Genomic DNA, 15,381 nt, shown 5'->3' on the forward strand with positions numbered 1-15,381 from the left:
CCGCTCTGAACACTCTTTCCCTACACGACGCTCTTCCGATCTGCCCGCGCGGCCGCGGCGGCCGCGGCGGCCGGCGGTGGTCCGGGCAAGGGGACTCGGGCCGGTCAGCCGGCGCGGAAGACCGCGGACGCGGAGTGGGCCGGTGAGCCGCCCTACGACCCGGACTTCGACGGGCCGGTGCGGGGCGGCGGCGGTCGGGCGACGCCCGCGGCACCGGCGTACGAGGGCTTCGACCCGGGCGACGAGCCGCTGGACGTGGTGATCGACGAGCGGACCGCCCGGCAGTCCAGCGAGGAGCAGGCGGTGCAGCTGCTGCGCGAGACGTTCGGGGCCGAGAAGATCAACGAGGTGGACGCGCGCTGAGCGCGGGTCGACCCCGATTCAGGGTGCCGCGGCCCGACTAGGCTGGGCGCGGCCGAGCAGACGAGTGCGAGAAGGAGCGGTCCGTGCGCCCAGGTGGACAGCCGAACATGCAGCAGATGCTGAAGCAGGCGCAGAAGATGCAGCAGCAGATCGCCAAGGCCCAGGCCGAGCTGGCCGAGGCGGAGCTGGAGGGCACCGCGGGCGGTGGCCTGGTCACCGCCACCGTCGCCGGCACCGGTGAGCTGAAGGCGATCAAGATCGACCCGAAGGCGGTCGACCCGGAGGACGTGGAGACCCTGGAGGACCTGGTCGTCGCGGCCGTGCACAACGCCGCCGAGGCGGCCCGCGAGCTGACCGAGAAGAAGATGGGCCCGGTCGCGGGCGGGATGGGCGGCCTCGGCCTGCCCGGGTTCTGAGCGGCAGATGTACGAGGGTGCCATCCAGGACCTGATCGACGAGCTGGGCCGGCTGCCGGGTGTGGGCCCGAAGAGCGCCCAGCGGATCGCGTTCCACGTGCTGTCGGCGGATCCGGCCGACGTCAACCGGCTGGCCGGCGCGTTGCGCAAGGTCAAGGACCTGGTCCGGTTCTGCACGACCTGCTACAACGTGGCCGAGTCCGAGCAGTGCCGGATCTGCCGCGACCCCCGGCGTACCGACGAGGTGCTCTGCGTGGTCGAGGAGCCGAAGGACGTGGTGGCGATCGAGCGGACCGGCGAGTTCCGTGGCCGCTACCACGTGCTCGGCGGGGCGATCAATCCGCTGGAGGGCATCGGCCCGGACAACCTGCGGATCCGTGAGCTGATGACCCGGCTCGGCAGCGGGACGGTGCGCGAGCTGATCCTCGCCACCGACCCGAACACCGAGGGCGAGGCGACCGCCACCTATCTGGCGCTGATGGTCAAGCCGATGGGGATCTCGGTCACCCGGCTGGCCAGCGGCCTGCCGGTCGGCGGCGACCTGGAGTACGCCGACGAGATCACGCTGGGTCGTGCCTTCGAGGGCCGCCGGGCGGTCTGAGAGTCACCGCGTCGCCTCCGGCGGGTGCCCTGCGGGGTGCCCGCCGGAGGTGTCTCCGGACCGGAGCGGGACGGTCGTCGATCTGACACGTACGAGCCTCCGGGACCGGATCGACGTAACAAATTCGCCCCTCAGGCCGACGAACATTCGGTGAACGAAAGCGATCCCCTTCGAATCGAATGCCTCGCTGCGGAAAAGACACGATCCGATACCAACCCGCCCCCCTGGCGTTTCCGCATGCTCCGCCCTGGGGCTAAGGTCACCGCACATCGGTGACCCCTGTCACCACGTTGTCCGTACCCCCAAGGACGAGGTGAAGCACCATGCGTGCACCCAGGCCGAAGGTCGCGATCGCGGCCGTCGCGGTCGCGGCCCTCGCGGTAGCAGGCTGCGCCGAGAGCGACCGCGACAGTGGCTCCGGAGGTAGCAAGAAGGACACCCTCGTCTTCGGCGTCGCCGGAGACCCGAAGGTGCTCGACCCCAGCTTCGCCAGCGACGGTGAGTCGCTGCGCGTGGCCCGCCAGGTCTTCGAGACCCTGGTCCGCCCCGAGGAGGGTGGCACCAAGGTCACGCCGGGCCTCGCCGAGTCCTGGACCCCGGACGCGGCGGGCACGACCTGGACCTTCAAGCTCCGCTCGGGCGTCAAGTTCCACGACGGCTCCGACTTCAACGCGGAGGCCGTCTGCTTCAACTTCAACCGCTGGTACAACGCCAAGGGCCTCATGCAGAGCCCGGACGTGACCGCGTACTGGCAGGACGTCATGGGCGGGTTCGCCAAGAACGAGAACCCGGACCTGCCGCCGAGCCTCTTCAAGTCCTGCACGGCCAAGGACGCCACCACCGTGGACCTGGCGTTCAACCGGGTCTCCAGCAAGATCCCGGCCGCGCTGATGCTGCCGTCGTTCTCGATGCAGAGCCCGAAGGCGCTGCAGCAGTACGACGCCAGCAACGTCACCGGCACCGCCGAGGACATCAAGTACCCGTCGTACGCGATGGAGCACCCGACCGGCACCGGGCCGTTCAAGTTCAAGGCGTGGGACGTCGCCAACAAGACGCTCACCATCGAGCGCAACGACGACTACTACGGCGACAAGGCCAAGCTGAAGACCATCATCTTCAAGACCATCTCCGACGAGAACGCCCGCAAGCAGGCGCTCCGCTCGGGTGACATCCAGGGCTACGACCTGGTCGGTCCGGCGGACGTCGAGCCGCTGAAGAAGGAGGGCTTCAACGTCCTCACCCGCCCCGCCTTCAACATCCTCTACCTGGCGATCAACCAGAAGGGGAACCCGAAGCTGGCCGACCTCAAGGTCCGGCAGGCCATCGCGTACGCGGTGAACCGGCAGGCGCTCGTCGACTCGAAGCTGCCCCCGGGCGCCAAGGTCGCGATGAACTTCATGCCCGACACCGTCGAGGGCTGGAACGGCGACGTCACCAAGTACGACTACAACCCGGAGAAGGCCAAGCAGCTGCTGGCCGAGGCCGGCGCGACGAACCTGACGCTGAAGTTCCACTACCCGACCGAGGTCACCCGGCCGTACATGCCGAACCCGAAGGACATCTTCGAGCTGCTCTCGGCGGACCTCAAGGCGGTCGGCATCAACGTCCAGGCCATCCCGCTCAAGTGGAGCCCGGACTACCTCAACGCCACCACCTCCGGCAGCAAGCACGACCTGCACTTCCTCGGCTGGACCGGTGACTACGGCGACGCGTACAACTTCATCGGCACCTTCTTCGACCGGCCGAAGGACGAGTGGGGCTTCAACAACGCCGCGCTCTTCGCCCAGTTCAAGGACGCCGACACCACCGCCGACGCGGCGGCTCGGACGGAGAAGTACAAGGCCCTCAACAAGGCGATCATGGACTTCCTGCCGGGTGTGCCGATCTCGCACTCCCCGCCGGCGATCGTGTTCGGCAAGGACGTGACCGGGATCAAGGCGAGCCCGCTCACCGACGAGCGGTACGCGACCGCAGAGTTCAAGTGATCTGAAGGCACTGACGCGGGCGGGCGCTGTGAGCACAGCGCCCGCCCGCACCCCTCCGCACCCCCTTCGAGGCGCCCGTGTTCCGGTTCATCGTCAGACGCCTGCTACAGCTGATACCCACGCTGTTCGGGCTCTCCGTCCTGCTGTTCATCTGGCTCCACCGACTTCCCGGCGGGCCCGAGACCGCGATCCTCGGTGAACGGGGCACGCCCGAGACGCGCGCCGCCATCCGGCGCAACCTCGGCCTCGACGAGCCGATCCTGGTCCAGTACGCGCGCTTCCTGCGGCGGATGATCCGGCTGGACCTGGGCACCTCGACCGGCACCAAGCGCGCGGTCACCACCGAGTTCCTGGAGCGGTTCCCCGGCACCGTCGAGCTGACCGTCATGGCGATGGTGCTCGCGGTCGGCCTCGGCATCCCGCTCGGCTACCTGGCCGCCCGCCGGCGCGGCCGGTTCCTCGACCACGCCTCCGTCGGTGGATCGCTGATCGGCATCTGCATCCCGGTCTTCTTCCTGGCCTACGTGCTCAAGGCGATCTTCGCCGAGAACCTGGGCTGGTTCCCGTCCAGCGGCCGGCAGGACCCGACCATCGGGGCGACCCGGGTCACCAACTTCTTCGTCCTCGACGGGATCATGACCCGCGAGTGGGACGCCGCCGCCGACGCGCTCTGGCACCTCGTGCTGCCGGGCATCGCGCTGGCCAGCATCCCGCTCGCGATCATCGTCCGGATCACCCGGGCCAGTGTGCTGGAGGTGCTCAACGAGGACTTCGTCCGCACCGCCGAGGCCAAGGGCCTGACCGAGCGGACCGTCCGCCGCCGGCACGTGCTGCGCAACGCCATGCTGCCGGTGGCCACCTCGATCGGTCTCCAGACCGGTCTCCTGCTCTCCGGCGCGGTGCTCACCGAGACCGTGTTCGCGTTCAGCGGCATCGGCGCGTTCGTCGCCGAGTCGATCAGTCAGCGCGACTACCCGGTGCTGATGGGCTTCATCATGATCATTGCGGTGGTGTACGTGCTGGTGAATCTCCTGGTCGACCTCTCCTACAGCGTGATCGACCCGAGGGTGAGGGTGCGATGACCATCACCACAGGCAAGAAGCGCGAGAAGATCGACCGGCTCGCCGAGCTGGCGGCCCGCGACGACGAGCAGGGGGTGAGCCTCTGGAAGGAGGCGTTCCGCCGGCTCCGGCGCAACCCGGCCGCCATCATCGGCGTGGTCATCCTGGCGGTCTTCGTCCTGGTCGCCGTCGTCGGGCCGTTCCTCGTGCCGTACAGCCCGACGGACTCCATCGGCATCCGCGAAGGGCTGGTCAAGTCCGGCCAGGGCATCATCCCGGGCGCCTCCGGCGACCACTGGCTCGGCTTCGACCACCAGGGCCGGGACGAGTTCAGCCGGCTCATCGTCGGCGCCCGGCAGACATTGCTCGTCGGCGTGGTCTCCACGTTGATCGGCCTCGCGGTCGGCGCGCTGATCGGCGGCGTCGCCGGCGCCGCTGCCGGCCTCGGCGGGCGCTGGGGCCGCTGGATCGACACCACCCTGATGCGCTTCATCGACATGCTGCTGGCCATGCCGAGCCTGCTGCTCGCGGTGAGCATCGCGGCGCTGCTCGGCGCCAGCCTCACCACCGTGATGATCGCGGTCGGTGTGGTGTCGGTGCCGATCTTCGCCCGGCTGCTGCGCGGCTCGATGATCGCGCAGTCCAACAGCGACTACGTGCTGGCCGCGACGTCGCTCGGCGTGAAGCGGTCCAAGATCGCCCTCACCCACGTGGTGCCGAACTCGATCGCCCCGGTCATCGTGCAGGCCACGCTGACCCTGGCCACCGCGATCATCGAGGCGGCCGCGCTGTCCTTCCTGGGTCTCGGCAACCCCGACTCGGCCATCCCGGAGTGGGGCGTCATGCTCGCCGACGCGCAGCCCTACCTGGGCATCCGCCCGGGCCTGGCGGTCTACCCGGCGCTCGGCATCATCATCACCGCGCTCGGCTTCACCCTGCTCGGTGAGGCGATGCGCGAGGCCCTCGACCCGAAGTTGCGGAAGTAGGTCAGTCAGCCATGGCACTACTCGAAGTGGACGACCTCTCCGTCACGTTCGCCCGGCGCGGACAGCGCACCGTGCACGCGGTCGACGGGGTGTCCTTCTCGGTCGACGCCGGTGAGGTCGTCGGCCTGGTCGGTGAGTCCGGCTGCGGCAAGAGCGTCACGTCGCTGGCCATCATGGGCCTGCTGCCCAAGCAGCCGGGCCTGCGGGTCGGCGGCAAGGCGGTCTTCGACGGCACCGACCTGATCCAGCTCGACGACCGGTCCCGCCGCGACATCCGCGGTCGGGACGTCGCGATGATCTTCCAGGACCCGCTCTCCTCGCTGAACCCGGTGATCCCGATCGGGCTCCAGGTGACCGAGGTGCTCGCCCGGCACCGGGGGATGAAGGGTGAGGCGGCCGCCAAGGAGGCCGCCGACCTGCTCGACCGGGTCGGCATCCCGGACCCGCGCCGGCGGCTCAAGGAGTACCCGCACCAGCTCTCCGGCGGCATGCGGCAGCGCGCGCTGATCGCCATGGCGGTGGCCTGCCAGCCCCGGCTGCTGATCGCCGACGAGCCGACCACCGCGCTGGACGTCACCATCCAGGCGCAGATCCTGGAACTGCTCAAGGACCTGGTCCGCGACTCCGGCACCGCGCTGGTGATGATCACGCACGACCTCGGCGTGGTGGCCGGCATGTGCGACACCATCAACGTGCTCTACGCCGGCCGGGTGGTGGAGACGGCCACCCGCCGTCCGCTGTTCCGCCAGCCCCGGCACCCGTACACCGAGGGTCTGCTCGCGTCGGTGCCCCGCCTGGACGCCGGCCGGGGGGAGCGGCTGAACCCCATCCCCGGCTCGGTGCGGGACCTGCTGCCCTGGCCGGACGGCTGCGCGTTCGCCCCGCGCTGCGCGCGCCGGGTCGACGACTGCGTGGGCGAGCCGCCGGAGCTGGTGATCGCCCACGACGGGCGGGGCTACCGCTGCGTCAACCCGGTGCCGGTCCCCGGCCTGACCCCGGGCGCGGACGTGGCGGCCACCGTGCCGACCGTGGCCGAGCCCGGCGCGGTGCCGGCCCAGGCCGAACCCGCCGACCCGCCGGCCGTGCCGGGCTTCGGACCGGCCGCGCGCGAGGAGGAGACACCCCATGAGTGACAACGAGATCCTCGTCGAGGTCCGCGACCTCAAGGTGCACTTCCCGATTCGGCGGGGGCTGCTGTTCGACCGCACCGTCGGGCACGTCAAGGCGGTCGACGGCGTCGACCTGAGCATCCCGCGCGGGAAGACGTACGGCCTGGTCGGCGAGTCGGGCTGCGGCAAGTCCACGCTCGGTCGGGCACTGCTCCAGCTCACCCCGCCCACCGGCGGCGAGGTGACGTTCGACGGCGTCGAGCTGACCACGTTGCCCGCCGGCAAGCTGCGGTCGATGCGGCGCCGGATGCAGATGATCTTCCAGGACCCGATGTCCAGCCTGGACCCCCGGCAGAACGTCGAGTCCATCCTCACCGAGGGCCTCCAGACCCACGGCATCGGTGCCGACCGCAACGAGCGGCGCCGGATCATCGGCGAGACGCTGGACGCGGTGGGCCTGCCCAAGTGGGCGCTCTCCCGCTACCCGCACGAGTTCTCCGGCGGCCAGCGGCAACGCATCGGCATCGCCCGGGCACTGGTCCTCGGGCCGGAGCTGATCGTCGCCGACGAGCCGGTCTCCGCGCTGGACGTCTCGATCCAGGCGCAGGTGGTCAACCTGCTGGACGAACTCCAGGAGAGCCTCGGCCTGACCTACCTGGTGATCGCGCACGACCTGGCGGTGGTGCGGCACATCTCCGACATGGTCGGGGTGATGTACCTGGGCGCGCTGGTCGAGGAGGCACCGAGCGAGCGGCTCTACACCGAGCCGCTGCACCCGTACACCCGGGCGTTGATGTCGGCCGTGCCGGTCCCGGACCCGGACGTCGAGGACCGGCGCGAGCGCATCCTGCTCGCCGGAGACCTGCCGTCACCGGCCAGCCCGCCGTCGGGCTGCCGGTTCCACACCCGCTGCCCGTGGGCGCAGCCGACCCGGTGCGCCGACGAGCGGCCCGAACTGCGGCCGATCGGTGAGAGCCGGGTGGCCTGCCACTGGGCCGAGCAGATCGCCGCCGGCGAGCTGCGCCCGCACGAGGTGACCGCGACGATCACCCGGCCCGAGGACGAGGGCGAGGAACCGGGCGTGGTCTCCGCGCCGAGCGAGCCCGGCTCGTACGTCTGACCGCACGGCGGCGCGTCCCCACCCGGATCCGGACGGGGACGCGCCGCCCGCTCAGCCCTCGGGGCGGTTGAGCAGGCCCACCGCGATCGTGTGCACCGCGTCCACCGCGGCCGGGTCGGCCAGCGGGGCGCTGCCACCGGTCACCGCGTACCACTCGTCGGCGTCCTTGTACTGCACCCGCAGCGTCACCCGGCCGTCGGCGTGCTCGGTGCGCAGGGTCAGCTCGCCGGTCACCACACCGACCTCGTCGGTCATCACCCCTCCCGGTCCGGCGGTGACGTCGGCGGTGCGGGCGGCCGGTCCGGCCGGGGCACCCCCGGTCGGCGCGCCCGGCACGGCGTCGGCGGACATGCCCGCTCCGGAGACGTCGACGGGCTCCGGCTGCCGACCGTCCGCCGTCATCCCGGCCGAGGCCGGGCCGGTCGCGGTGGTGTCGCCGGCCGCCGCGGCGTCCTCGCCGGTGGCGTCCGGTGTCCTCTCCGGGGCCGGTGTGCCACCCGCTCCGGTCACGGCTTGCTCGCCCATGTGCAGCCCTCCAGCATGTCGGTGAGGGCGGCCTTCTCGGCACTGGTCACCGTCAGCCGCCAGTAGTGCTTGACCGTCACCCAGTCGGCCGCGTACTGGCACCAGTACGACCGGTTCGCCGGCTTCCACTGGGACGGGTCCTGGTCACCCTTTGCCCGGTTGGAGCGCAGAGAAACCGCGATGAGCTGCGGGCGGGTCTGGTCGTTGGCGAAGTCGCCGCGCTTCGAGTCGTCCCACTCGTCCGCGCCGGAGCGCCACGCGTTGGCCAACGGCACGACGTGGTCGATGTCCACGTCCGACGGGTCGGTCAGCACCATCCCGTCGTAGGCGCTCTCCCACCGCCCGCCGACCACGTTGCAGCCGGAGAGCTTGATCCCCTCGCCGTCGCGCTGCAACACGGTGTCCCGGACGTCGCAGTTCTTGCCGGTGTCCCGCCAGTGCGGGAAGCGGGAGCGGCTGTAGCCCTTCATCGACCCCGCGGTGGCCACCGTCAGCTCGCCGAGCTGCTGGTTCACGTTCCCGGCGGCGCTCGGCGGCGCGTCCGGCTCGGTGACGGAGGGGTCACACCCGGCCGCGCCGAGGGCGAGCACCGCGGTGACCGCGGCGGTCAGCGCGGCTCGGACTCCTGATCTCGTACGCACAGACGACACCTCTCCAGCTTGCGGGCTCCGGGCGAGTCCGCACAGTACCCGGCGGCGGTTTCCGTGATTCGTGGCGTCGAGGGTGGAGTGCGGGGCAGAGTGGATAGCCGTGACGGCACCCGCTCCCGCACTGCGTACCGGCTCGGCCGCCGGACGTGGCACCCTGCTCGCCGCGGTCCTCGCCTCCGGCATGGTGTTCCTGGACAGCACCGTGGTCAACGTCGCGCTGCCGCGGCTCGGCGCGGAGCTGGACGCCACGGTGGCCGGTCTCCAGTGGACCGTCAACGGCTACCTGCTGATGCTTGCCGCGTTCGTGCTGCTCGGCGGCGCGCTGGGCGACCGCTTCGGCAGGCGGCGGGTCTTCCTGATCGGGGTGGTCTGGTTCGCGGTCGCGTCGGTGCTCTGCGGGCTGGCCCAGGGCACCGGCTGGCTCGTCGCCGCCCGCTTCCTCCAGGGCGCGGGCGGGGCGCTGCTCACCCCGGGCTCGCTCTCCGTGCTCCAGGCCAGCTTCCATCCGGACGACCGGGGCAAGGCGATCGGCACCTGGTCCGGCCTCTCCGGAGTGTCCACCGCCCTCGGGCCGCTGCTCGGCGGCTGGCTGATCGACACGCTCTCCTGGCGGTGGATCTTCTTCGTCAACCTGCCGCTGGCCGTGGGCGTGGTGCTCGCCGCGATGCGCTGGGTGCCGGAGAGCCGCGACGAGGCGGTCTCGCGTACCGGGGGAGGACGGCGGCGGTTCGACGTGGCCGGCGCGTTGCTCGGCGCGTTGGCGCTCGGCGGCGTCACGTACGCGCTCATCGACGCCCCGGCGCAGGGCGCCTCCCCGGCGGTGCTGGCCGCCGCGGTGGTCGGGGTGGTCGCGGTGGTGGTGTTCGTGCTGGTCGAGCGGCGGCGTGGGGACACCGCGATGCTGCCCACCGGGCTGTTCTCCAGCCGGCTCTTCTCGGTGCTCAACGTCTTCACCGTGGTGGTCTACGCGGCGCTCGGCGGGTTCACCTTCTTCCTCGCCGTCTACCTGCAGAACGTGGTCGGCTGGTCGGCGCTGCTCACCGGCCTGGCCACGGTGCCGATGACGCTGCTGCTGCTGGTCGGCTCGCCCCGGGCCGGCGCGCTGTCCGCCCGGATCGGCCCCCGGCTGCCGCTCACCGTCGGGCCGGTGGTCGCCGCGGCGGGCCTGCTGCTGCTGCGCCGGGTCGGGCCGGGCGCCTCGTACTGGGTGGACGTGTTGCCCGGCGTGGCGCTGTTCGGGGCCGGGCTCACCCTGGTGGTCGCCCCGCTGACCACGTCGGTGCTGGGTGCCGTGGCGGACCGGTTCGCCGGCGTGGCGAGCGGCTTCAACAACGCCGCCTCCCGGGCCGGCGGCCTGCTCGCGGTGGCCGCGTTGCCGCTGCTGGTCGGGCTCTCCGGCACCGGGTACGAGCAGAAGGGCGCGTTGGCCGACGCGTACCGGGGGGCGATGGCATGGTGTGCCGGGCTGCTGCTGGCCGGCGCGGTGCTCGCCGTCGTGCTCATCCACCGCCCCCGGGGGGAAGGAAGGGCCCCTTCTTAACGCCTCCGGTAGAGGAAGGGCCCCTTATTAACACTCGGACCATTCGGCGCGGCTGTTAAGAAGGGCCCCCTCCTATGCAGAATGCGTTAAGAAGGGGCCCTTCCTTGCACCTCAGGTGCGGGTGCGGTTCACGGCGCTGGTGACCGCCTTGATCGAGGCGGTGACGATGTTCGCGTCCACCCCGACACCCCACACCGTGCGGCCGTCCACCTCGCACTCCACGTACGCGGCGGCCTGCGCGTCACCGCCGGAGGAGAGCGCGTGCTCGTGGTAGTCGAGCACGCGCACCGCCACGCCCAGCGACTGCAACGCGTTGACGTACGCGTCGATCGGGCCGTTGCCGACGGCGGTGAGCGACCGGGTCTCGCCGCCGAACCCGACCCGGGCGTCGATCTCGACCTTGCCGTCGACGGTGCCGATCGTGTAGCCGGCCAGCGTGACCGCCGGGTCGACCTGGTGGTCGACCAGGTAGTTGCGGGCGAAGATCTCCCACATGGTGCCCGGCTCGACCTCGCCGCCGTCGTGGTCGGTGACCTCCTGGACCACGCCGGAGAACTCGATCTGGAGGCGGCGCGGCAGGTCGAGCTGGTGCTCGCTCTTCATGATGTACGCGACGCCGCCCTTGCCGGACTGCGAGTTGACCCGGATGACCGCCTCGTAGGTGCGGCCCAGGTCCTTCGGGTCGATCGGCAGGTAGGGCACGGCCCAGGTGAACTCGTCCACCGGCACCCCGGCCGCCGCCGCGTCGGCGTGCAGCGCGGCGAAGCCCTTGTTGATCGCGTCCTGGTGGGAGCCGGAGAACGCCGTGTAGACCAGGTCGCCCGCGTACGGGTGGCGCTCGTGCACCGGCAGCTGGTTGCAGTACTCGACGGCGCGCTTGACCTCGTCGATGTTCGAGAAGTCGATCATCGGGTCGATGCCCTGCGAGAAGAGGTTCAGGCCGAGCGTCACCAGGTCGACGTTGCCGGTGCGCTCACCGTTGCCGAACAGGCAGCCCTCGATCCGGTCGGCGCCGGCCAGCAGACCCAGCTCGGCGGCGGCCACGCCGGTGCCCCGGTCGTTGTGCGGGTGCAGGCTCAGCGACAGGCTGTCCCGCCGGGGCAGGTGCCGGTGCATCCACTCGATCGAGTCGGCGTAGACGTTGGGCATCGCCATCTCGACGGTGGCCGGCAGGTTGACGATCAGCTTCCGGTCCGGGGTCGGGTCGACCACCTCGATCACCGCCGCGCAGACCTCCACCGCGTACTCCAGCTCGGTGCCGGTGTAGGACTCCGGCGAGTACTCGTAGTGGATGTCGGTGTCCGGGGTGTGGATCTCCGCGTACTTCTGGCACAGCCGCGCGCCCTGGGTGGCGATGTCGGTGATGCCGTCGCGGTCCAGGCCGAAGACCACCCGGCGCTGGAGCGTCGAGGTCGAGTTGTAGAAGTGCACGATGGCCCGGCGGGCGCCGCGCAGCGAGGAGAAGGTCCGCTCGATCAGGTGCTCCCGGCACTGGGTCAGCACCTGGATGGTGACGTCCTCCGGGATCAGGTCCTGCTCGATCAGCTGCCGTACGAAGTCGTAGTCGGTCTGGCTGGCCGACGGGAAGCCGACCTCGATCTCCTTGTAGCCCATCTGCACCAGGAGCTGGAACATCCGGCGCTTGCGCTCCGGCGACATCGGGTCGATCAGCGCCTGGTTGCCGTCGCGGAGGTCGACGGCGCACCAGCGGGGCGCGGCCTCGACGCGGCGGGTGGGCCAGGTGCGGTCGGGCAGGTCGACCCAGAACTGCCGGTCGTACGGGAGGTAACGGTGGACCGGCATCCGACTGGGCCGCTGGCGGGCGAACGGATCGGTCTCGGTGACAGGTTGAGCCATCTCGGAGTGCTCCCTGGAACATGTGGCGTCAGCAGATCGGACGGTGTCGGCGAGATGCCGGGCGACGGTGCGCGGCGATGCCGAGAAGAAGATCGGATGTGCTGGACGGCGCGGTTCAACTCCGCGACGAGGTGCCGGCCGGTCAGGCCTCGTCGCGGCAGCCAAGGAGAAGGTACGCCTGCCACATGACAGGGTCACCCTACGTGGTGGGACGGGCGGTGGGAAGGCTGGTCCGGACTATGGGACCGGAGTCACCGCTTCGGTGGACTCCGGCACTGCGCCCAGCCGGGGCGTCCGCTCCGCCCGGGCCACCGCCGGCACGATCGCCGACCCGACCAGCACGAAGATCGCCGCCGTCGGATACCAGCCCCAGCCGCCGGTCGTCACACCGAGCGCGGTCAGCCCCGCCGGGGCGATCATGTACTGCACCTGCTCGCCGAGCCGCAGCGCCCCCACGTACGCGCCGCGCTGGTCGTCCGGCGGAAGCGTGGCGGTGAGCCCCCAGGTGCCCGCCGACTCGATCAGCTCGGCCAGGATCAGCAGCGTCGCGGCGGCCACCAGCACCACCACGGTGAGCGGGCCACGGGTGACCCCGGAGATCGGCAGGACCAGGCAGGCCAGGGCGATCAGCAGGGCTCCGCGGCGGGAGGCCCGCGCCGCGCCCGCGGCGGTGTCGGCGCCTCGACTGACGCGTACCTGGAGCAGCACGACCAGGACCGTGTTGAGCAGCAGCAGAGCGGCGATCACGGTCTTCGGGGCGTCGGTGTGGGCCAGGATCCAGAGCGGCAGGACCGTCAGGTAGAGCACCCCGTGCGCGGTGAGCAGCCCGGACAGCAGGGACACCGCCATGAACGGCCGGTCCCGCAGTACGGCGAGCCGACCCATCGGCTCCACCGGCCGGGTCACCTGCGGCAGTCGGGGCAGCCGTCGTACGAACAGGGCCGTGACCAGGAAGACCATCGCGACGAACCAGACCATCCCTCGGTACGCCCCGATCGTGTCCACCGTCAGCACCAGGCCGCTGATCACCGCGCCCAGCCCGAAGCCGGCGTTCAACGACGACCGCTGGTACGCCATCGCGGTGACCCGTTCGGCCGGCGGGAGCGCGTTGATCGAGTAGACCTGACGGGCCACCCCGGTCGACGCGTCCACCGCCGCCAGCGCCACCACCACGGCGAGGAAGCTCGCGAAGCCGCCCACGAACGGGTACGTCGCGAAGAGCGCGGCGTTCAGCACCAGCCCGGCCAGCCAGACCCGCTGCGGCCCGTACCGGTCGGTGAGCCCGCCCAGCGGCACCGTGCCGAGCAGCGACACGCCCGCCGCGACGGACAGGCCCAGCCCGACCTGGGCGGCGCTGAGCCCGAGCGCCCGGGTGAAGAAGACGGCGCTGCCGGCGTGGAACAGGCCGCTGCCGACGGCTCCGACCATGGCCTGCGCGGCCAGCGCGCGGGTCAGCCCGGCCGGCGGTACGACGTTTCGGACGGCGGTACGGATGGTGTCTCTGGCCCCCATGGCCGGGAAGTGAACCGTGCCCCCACAAGACCGGTCGAGCCTTTTAGGCTGGGCCGAATCCTGCCCCGGGAGTGCATGTGTCCGAGTTGCGTTTCAGCCTGGCGGACGTGGCGGGCGTACGGCTCGCCGTGTCGCCGGTCAACGAGACGGTCATGAGCATGTGGGCGCTGGCCGACCCGGTCCGCTATCCGGTGCACCTGCCCTGGATCGACCGCGCGCGGGTGTCCCTGCGCCGTCCCGAGGTCGCCACCCGGGTCCGACCGCTGATGGAGCTGACCTGGCGGGGTTGCCCGTTGCCCGACTTCCTCACCCCGGCGGCCCGCCCGAACGCGGAGATGGCCGAGCAGCTCGACCAGATCGCGGCGACGCCGCCGGCCGTGGTGGTCCAGGACCTGGTGGCGACCACCCCGCGCCGGCCGCTGAGTCCGTTCGGGCAGGCGCTGCTCGCCGACCCCCGTGGGCTGCTGCCGCAGCTCGTCGACGCGGTGCGGGTCTGGTACGACGAGGCGATCGCCCCGGACTGGCCGCGGATGCGCGCGCTGCTCGACGCCGACGTGACGTACCGCGCGGCCCAGCTCGCCGAGAGCGGCGCCGGCCGGTTCTTCGAGCAGCTCCACCCGAGCCTGCGTTGGCTCGGCGACCGGTTGGTCAGCGACGATCCGTTCGAGCGGGACTTCGACCTGCGCGGTCGCGGGTTGGCGCTGAACCCGACGGTGTTCGGCGGCCGGCGGGTGCTGTGGAACCTGCTGGAAGACTCGTTGCCGGCCGGGGCGTATCCGGTCCGGGCGGTCGGGACGCTCTGGGAGGTGGCCACACCGCCGGCCGGCGACCCGCTGGCCAGGGTGCTGGGCAGCGGCCGGGCCGCGCTGCTGCACCTGCTCGACTCGGCGGTGACCACGACCGACCTGGCCCGGCTCACCGGGATGTCGGCGGGAAACGTCTCCCAGCACCTCACCGCGCTGCACGCGGCCGGGCTGGTCGCCCGCTGCCGGGCCGGGCGCCACGTGCTCTATCGCCACACCGACGTCGGGGCGGCTCTGCTGCGAGCCGCCCGCGGCGCCTGACTCGGCGTCGCCGGCCGCCGGCGTCACGACGGTCGACCCTCGGAGGCTCAGCGCAGCAGCAGGGCGGGCAGGGGGCGGCGGCGGCGCAACGCGGTCTCCCGGGCGTACAGGTCGGGCGGGAGCGTGGCCGGGTCGCCCAGGCGTCCGACGGCGACCACCGCCAGCGGGTGGACGTCGTCGGGCAGGTCCAGCTCGGCGGCGAGGCGGGGCCGGTCGAGCCGGGTGAGCTGGCGTACGTGCAGGCCGAGCGCGGTGGCCTGGACGGTGAGGTGGGCGACCGCCTGGCCCAGGTCGTACGCGCTCCGCTCGGGGTCGTGGCCGGCGTGCGCGGCGAGCAGCAGGGCGGCGGCGTGCCGGGCCCAGCTCTGGTCGCCGTCGGGCAGGCCGACCAGGATGCGCTTCCAGGTCTCGTCCTGCCGGTGCCCGAGGGCGAACCGCCACGGCTGGGCGTTGCCCGCGGAGGGGGCCCACCGGGCGGCCTCCAACAGGGTGGCCTCCTCGTCGGCGTCGAGTCGCGCCTCCGGGTCGAACGCGCGAGGGCTCCACCGGAAGGCGAGCAGCGGGGTCAGGTCGGCCATGGGCCCAGACTTCC

Annotated in this window: 14 protein-coding genes; 9 read left to right on the forward strand and 5 right to left on the reverse strand. The window is 71.7% G+C overall.

All coding sequences use genetic code 11. The annotated features are described in order from the left end of the window. The first annotated feature begins 470 nt into the window (after positions 1-470). The 7 genes from HUW36_RS02105 (at position 471) to HUW36_RS02135 (ending at position 7,641) form a co-directional block, all read left to right on the forward strand. Positions 471-779 (forward strand): YbaB/EbfC family nucleoid-associated protein, encoded by a 309-nt coding sequence (locus tag HUW36_RS02105; RefSeq protein WP_216642399.1) that lies wholly within the window; start codon positions 471-473, stop codon positions 777-779. 7 nt (positions 780-786) lie between these two features. Next, positions 787-1,380 (forward strand): recombination mediator RecR, encoded by a 594-nt coding sequence (gene recR / locus HUW36_RS02110; protein ID WP_174526504.1) that lies wholly within the window; start codon positions 787-789, stop codon positions 1,378-1,380. A gap of 323 nt (positions 1,381-1,703) precedes the next feature. After that, entirely contained in the window at positions 1,704-3,365 is a 1,662-nt protein-coding gene (locus HUW36_RS02115) for an ABC transporter substrate-binding protein (RefSeq protein WP_174526505.1), read from the forward strand. Positions 3,366-3,442: 77 nt separating this feature from the next. Then, entirely contained in the window at positions 3,443-4,447 is a 1,005-nt protein-coding gene (locus HUW36_RS02120) for an ABC transporter permease (protein WP_174526506.1), read from the forward strand. Continuing rightward, positions 4,444-5,412, forward strand: coding sequence for an ABC transporter permease (locus HUW36_RS02125; protein WP_174526507.1), 969 nt, complete (start codon positions 4,444-4,446; stop codon positions 5,410-5,412). The genes HUW36_RS02120 and HUW36_RS02125 overlap by 4 nt, the downstream gene beginning before the upstream one ends. Before the next feature lie 11 nt (positions 5,413-5,423). After that, positions 5,424-6,545 (forward strand): ABC transporter ATP-binding protein, encoded by a 1,122-nt coding sequence (locus HUW36_RS02130; protein ID WP_174526508.1) that lies wholly within the window; start codon positions 5,424-5,426, stop codon positions 6,543-6,545. Beyond that, entirely contained in the window at positions 6,538-7,641 is a 1,104-nt protein-coding gene (locus tag HUW36_RS02135; protein ID WP_174526509.1) for an ABC transporter ATP-binding protein, read from the forward strand. The genes HUW36_RS02130 and HUW36_RS02135 overlap by 8 nt, the downstream gene beginning before the upstream one ends. 51 nt (positions 7,642-7,692) lie before the next feature. On the opposite strand, the gene HUW36_RS02140 is transcribed toward HUW36_RS02135, so the two are convergent. After that, positions 7,693-8,166: a hypothetical protein gene (locus tag HUW36_RS02140; protein WP_174526510.1), complete on the reverse strand. Its 474-nt coding sequence runs from the start codon at positions 8,164-8,166 to the stop codon at positions 7,693-7,695. Further along, positions 8,148-8,807 carry an HNH endonuclease family protein gene (locus HUW36_RS02145; protein ID WP_174526511.1) on the reverse strand — a complete coding sequence of 220 codons (660 nt, stop codon included), beginning with the start codon at positions 8,805-8,807 and terminating at the stop codon, positions 8,148-8,150. The genes HUW36_RS02140 and HUW36_RS02145 overlap by 19 nt, the downstream gene beginning before the upstream one ends. Positions 8,808-8,916: 109 nt before the next feature. Between HUW36_RS02145 and HUW36_RS02150 the strand changes: the two genes are divergently transcribed. Beyond that, positions 8,917-10,356 carry an MFS transporter gene (locus tag HUW36_RS02150; protein WP_174526512.1) on the forward strand — a complete coding sequence of 480 codons (1,440 nt, stop codon included), beginning with the start codon at positions 8,917-8,919 and terminating at the stop codon, positions 10,354-10,356. Between the two features lie 111 nt (positions 10,357-10,467). Here HUW36_RS02150 and leuA read toward each other — a convergent pair whose 3' ends face one another. Further along, positions 10,468-12,213 carry a 2-isopropylmalate synthase gene (gene leuA, locus HUW36_RS02155; protein ID WP_174526513.1) on the reverse strand — a complete coding sequence of 582 codons (1,746 nt, stop codon included), beginning with the start codon at positions 12,211-12,213 and terminating at the stop codon, positions 10,468-10,470. 237 nt (positions 12,214-12,450) lie between these two features. Then, positions 12,451-13,725 carry an MFS transporter gene (locus HUW36_RS02160; RefSeq protein WP_174526514.1) on the reverse strand — a complete coding sequence of 425 codons (1,275 nt, stop codon included), beginning with the start codon at positions 13,723-13,725 and terminating at the stop codon, positions 12,451-12,453. A 77-nt stretch (positions 13,726-13,802) separates the two neighbouring features. Between HUW36_RS02160 and HUW36_RS02165 the strand changes: the two genes are divergently transcribed. Beyond that, positions 13,803-14,789 (forward strand): ArsR/SmtB family transcription factor, encoded by a 987-nt coding sequence (locus HUW36_RS02165; RefSeq protein ID WP_174526515.1) that lies wholly within the window; start codon positions 13,803-13,805, stop codon positions 14,787-14,789. A gap of 47 nt (positions 14,790-14,836) precedes the next feature. On the opposite strand, the gene HUW36_RS02170 is transcribed toward HUW36_RS02165, so the two are convergent. Continuing rightward, entirely contained in the window at positions 14,837-15,367 is a 531-nt protein-coding gene (locus HUW36_RS02170; protein WP_174526516.1) for a nitroreductase family protein, read from the reverse strand. Positions 15,368-15,381 lie beyond the last annotated feature (14 nt).

The sequence above is a fragment of the Micromonospora maritima genome, assembly GCF_902825405.1.
In the GTDB taxonomy this organism is placed as follows: domain Bacteria; phylum Actinomycetota; class Actinomycetes; order Mycobacteriales; family Micromonosporaceae; genus Micromonospora; species Micromonospora maritima.

Coding starts and splice junctions, on each gene's coding strand:
- HUW36_RS02105 (WP_216642399.1), top strand. CDS start 471: ATGCAGCAGATGCTGAAGCAGGCGCAGAAGATGCAGCAGCAGATCGCC.
- recR (WP_174526504.1), top strand. CDS start 787: ATGTACGAGGGTGCCATCCAGGACCTGATCGACGAGCTGGGCCGGCTG.
- HUW36_RS02115 (WP_174526505.1), top strand. CDS start 1,704: ATGCGTGCACCCAGGCCGAAGGTCGCGATCGCGGCCGTCGCGGTCGCG.
- HUW36_RS02125 (WP_174526507.1), top strand. CDS start 4,444: ATGACCATCACCACAGGCAAGAAGCGCGAGAAGATCGACCGGCTCGCC.
- HUW36_RS02130 (WP_174526508.1), top strand. CDS start 5,424: ATGGCACTACTCGAAGTGGACGACCTCTCCGTCACGTTCGCCCGGCGC.
- HUW36_RS02135 (WP_174526509.1), top strand. CDS start 6,538: ATGAGTGACAACGAGATCCTCGTCGAGGTCCGCGACCTCAAGGTGCAC.
- HUW36_RS02140 (WP_174526510.1), bottom strand. CDS start 8,166: ATGGGCGAGCAAGCCGTGACCGGAGCGGGTGGCACACCGGCCCCGGAG.
- leuA (WP_174526513.1), bottom strand. CDS start 12,213: ATGGCTCAACCTGTCACCGAGACCGATCCGTTCGCCCGCCAGCGGCCC.
- HUW36_RS02160 (WP_174526514.1), bottom strand. CDS start 13,725: ATGGGGGCCAGAGACACCATCCGTACCGCCGTCCGAAACGTCGTACCG.
- HUW36_RS02170 (WP_174526516.1), bottom strand. CDS start 15,367: ATGGCCGACCTGACCCCGCTGCTCGCCTTCCGGTGGAGCCCTCGCGCG.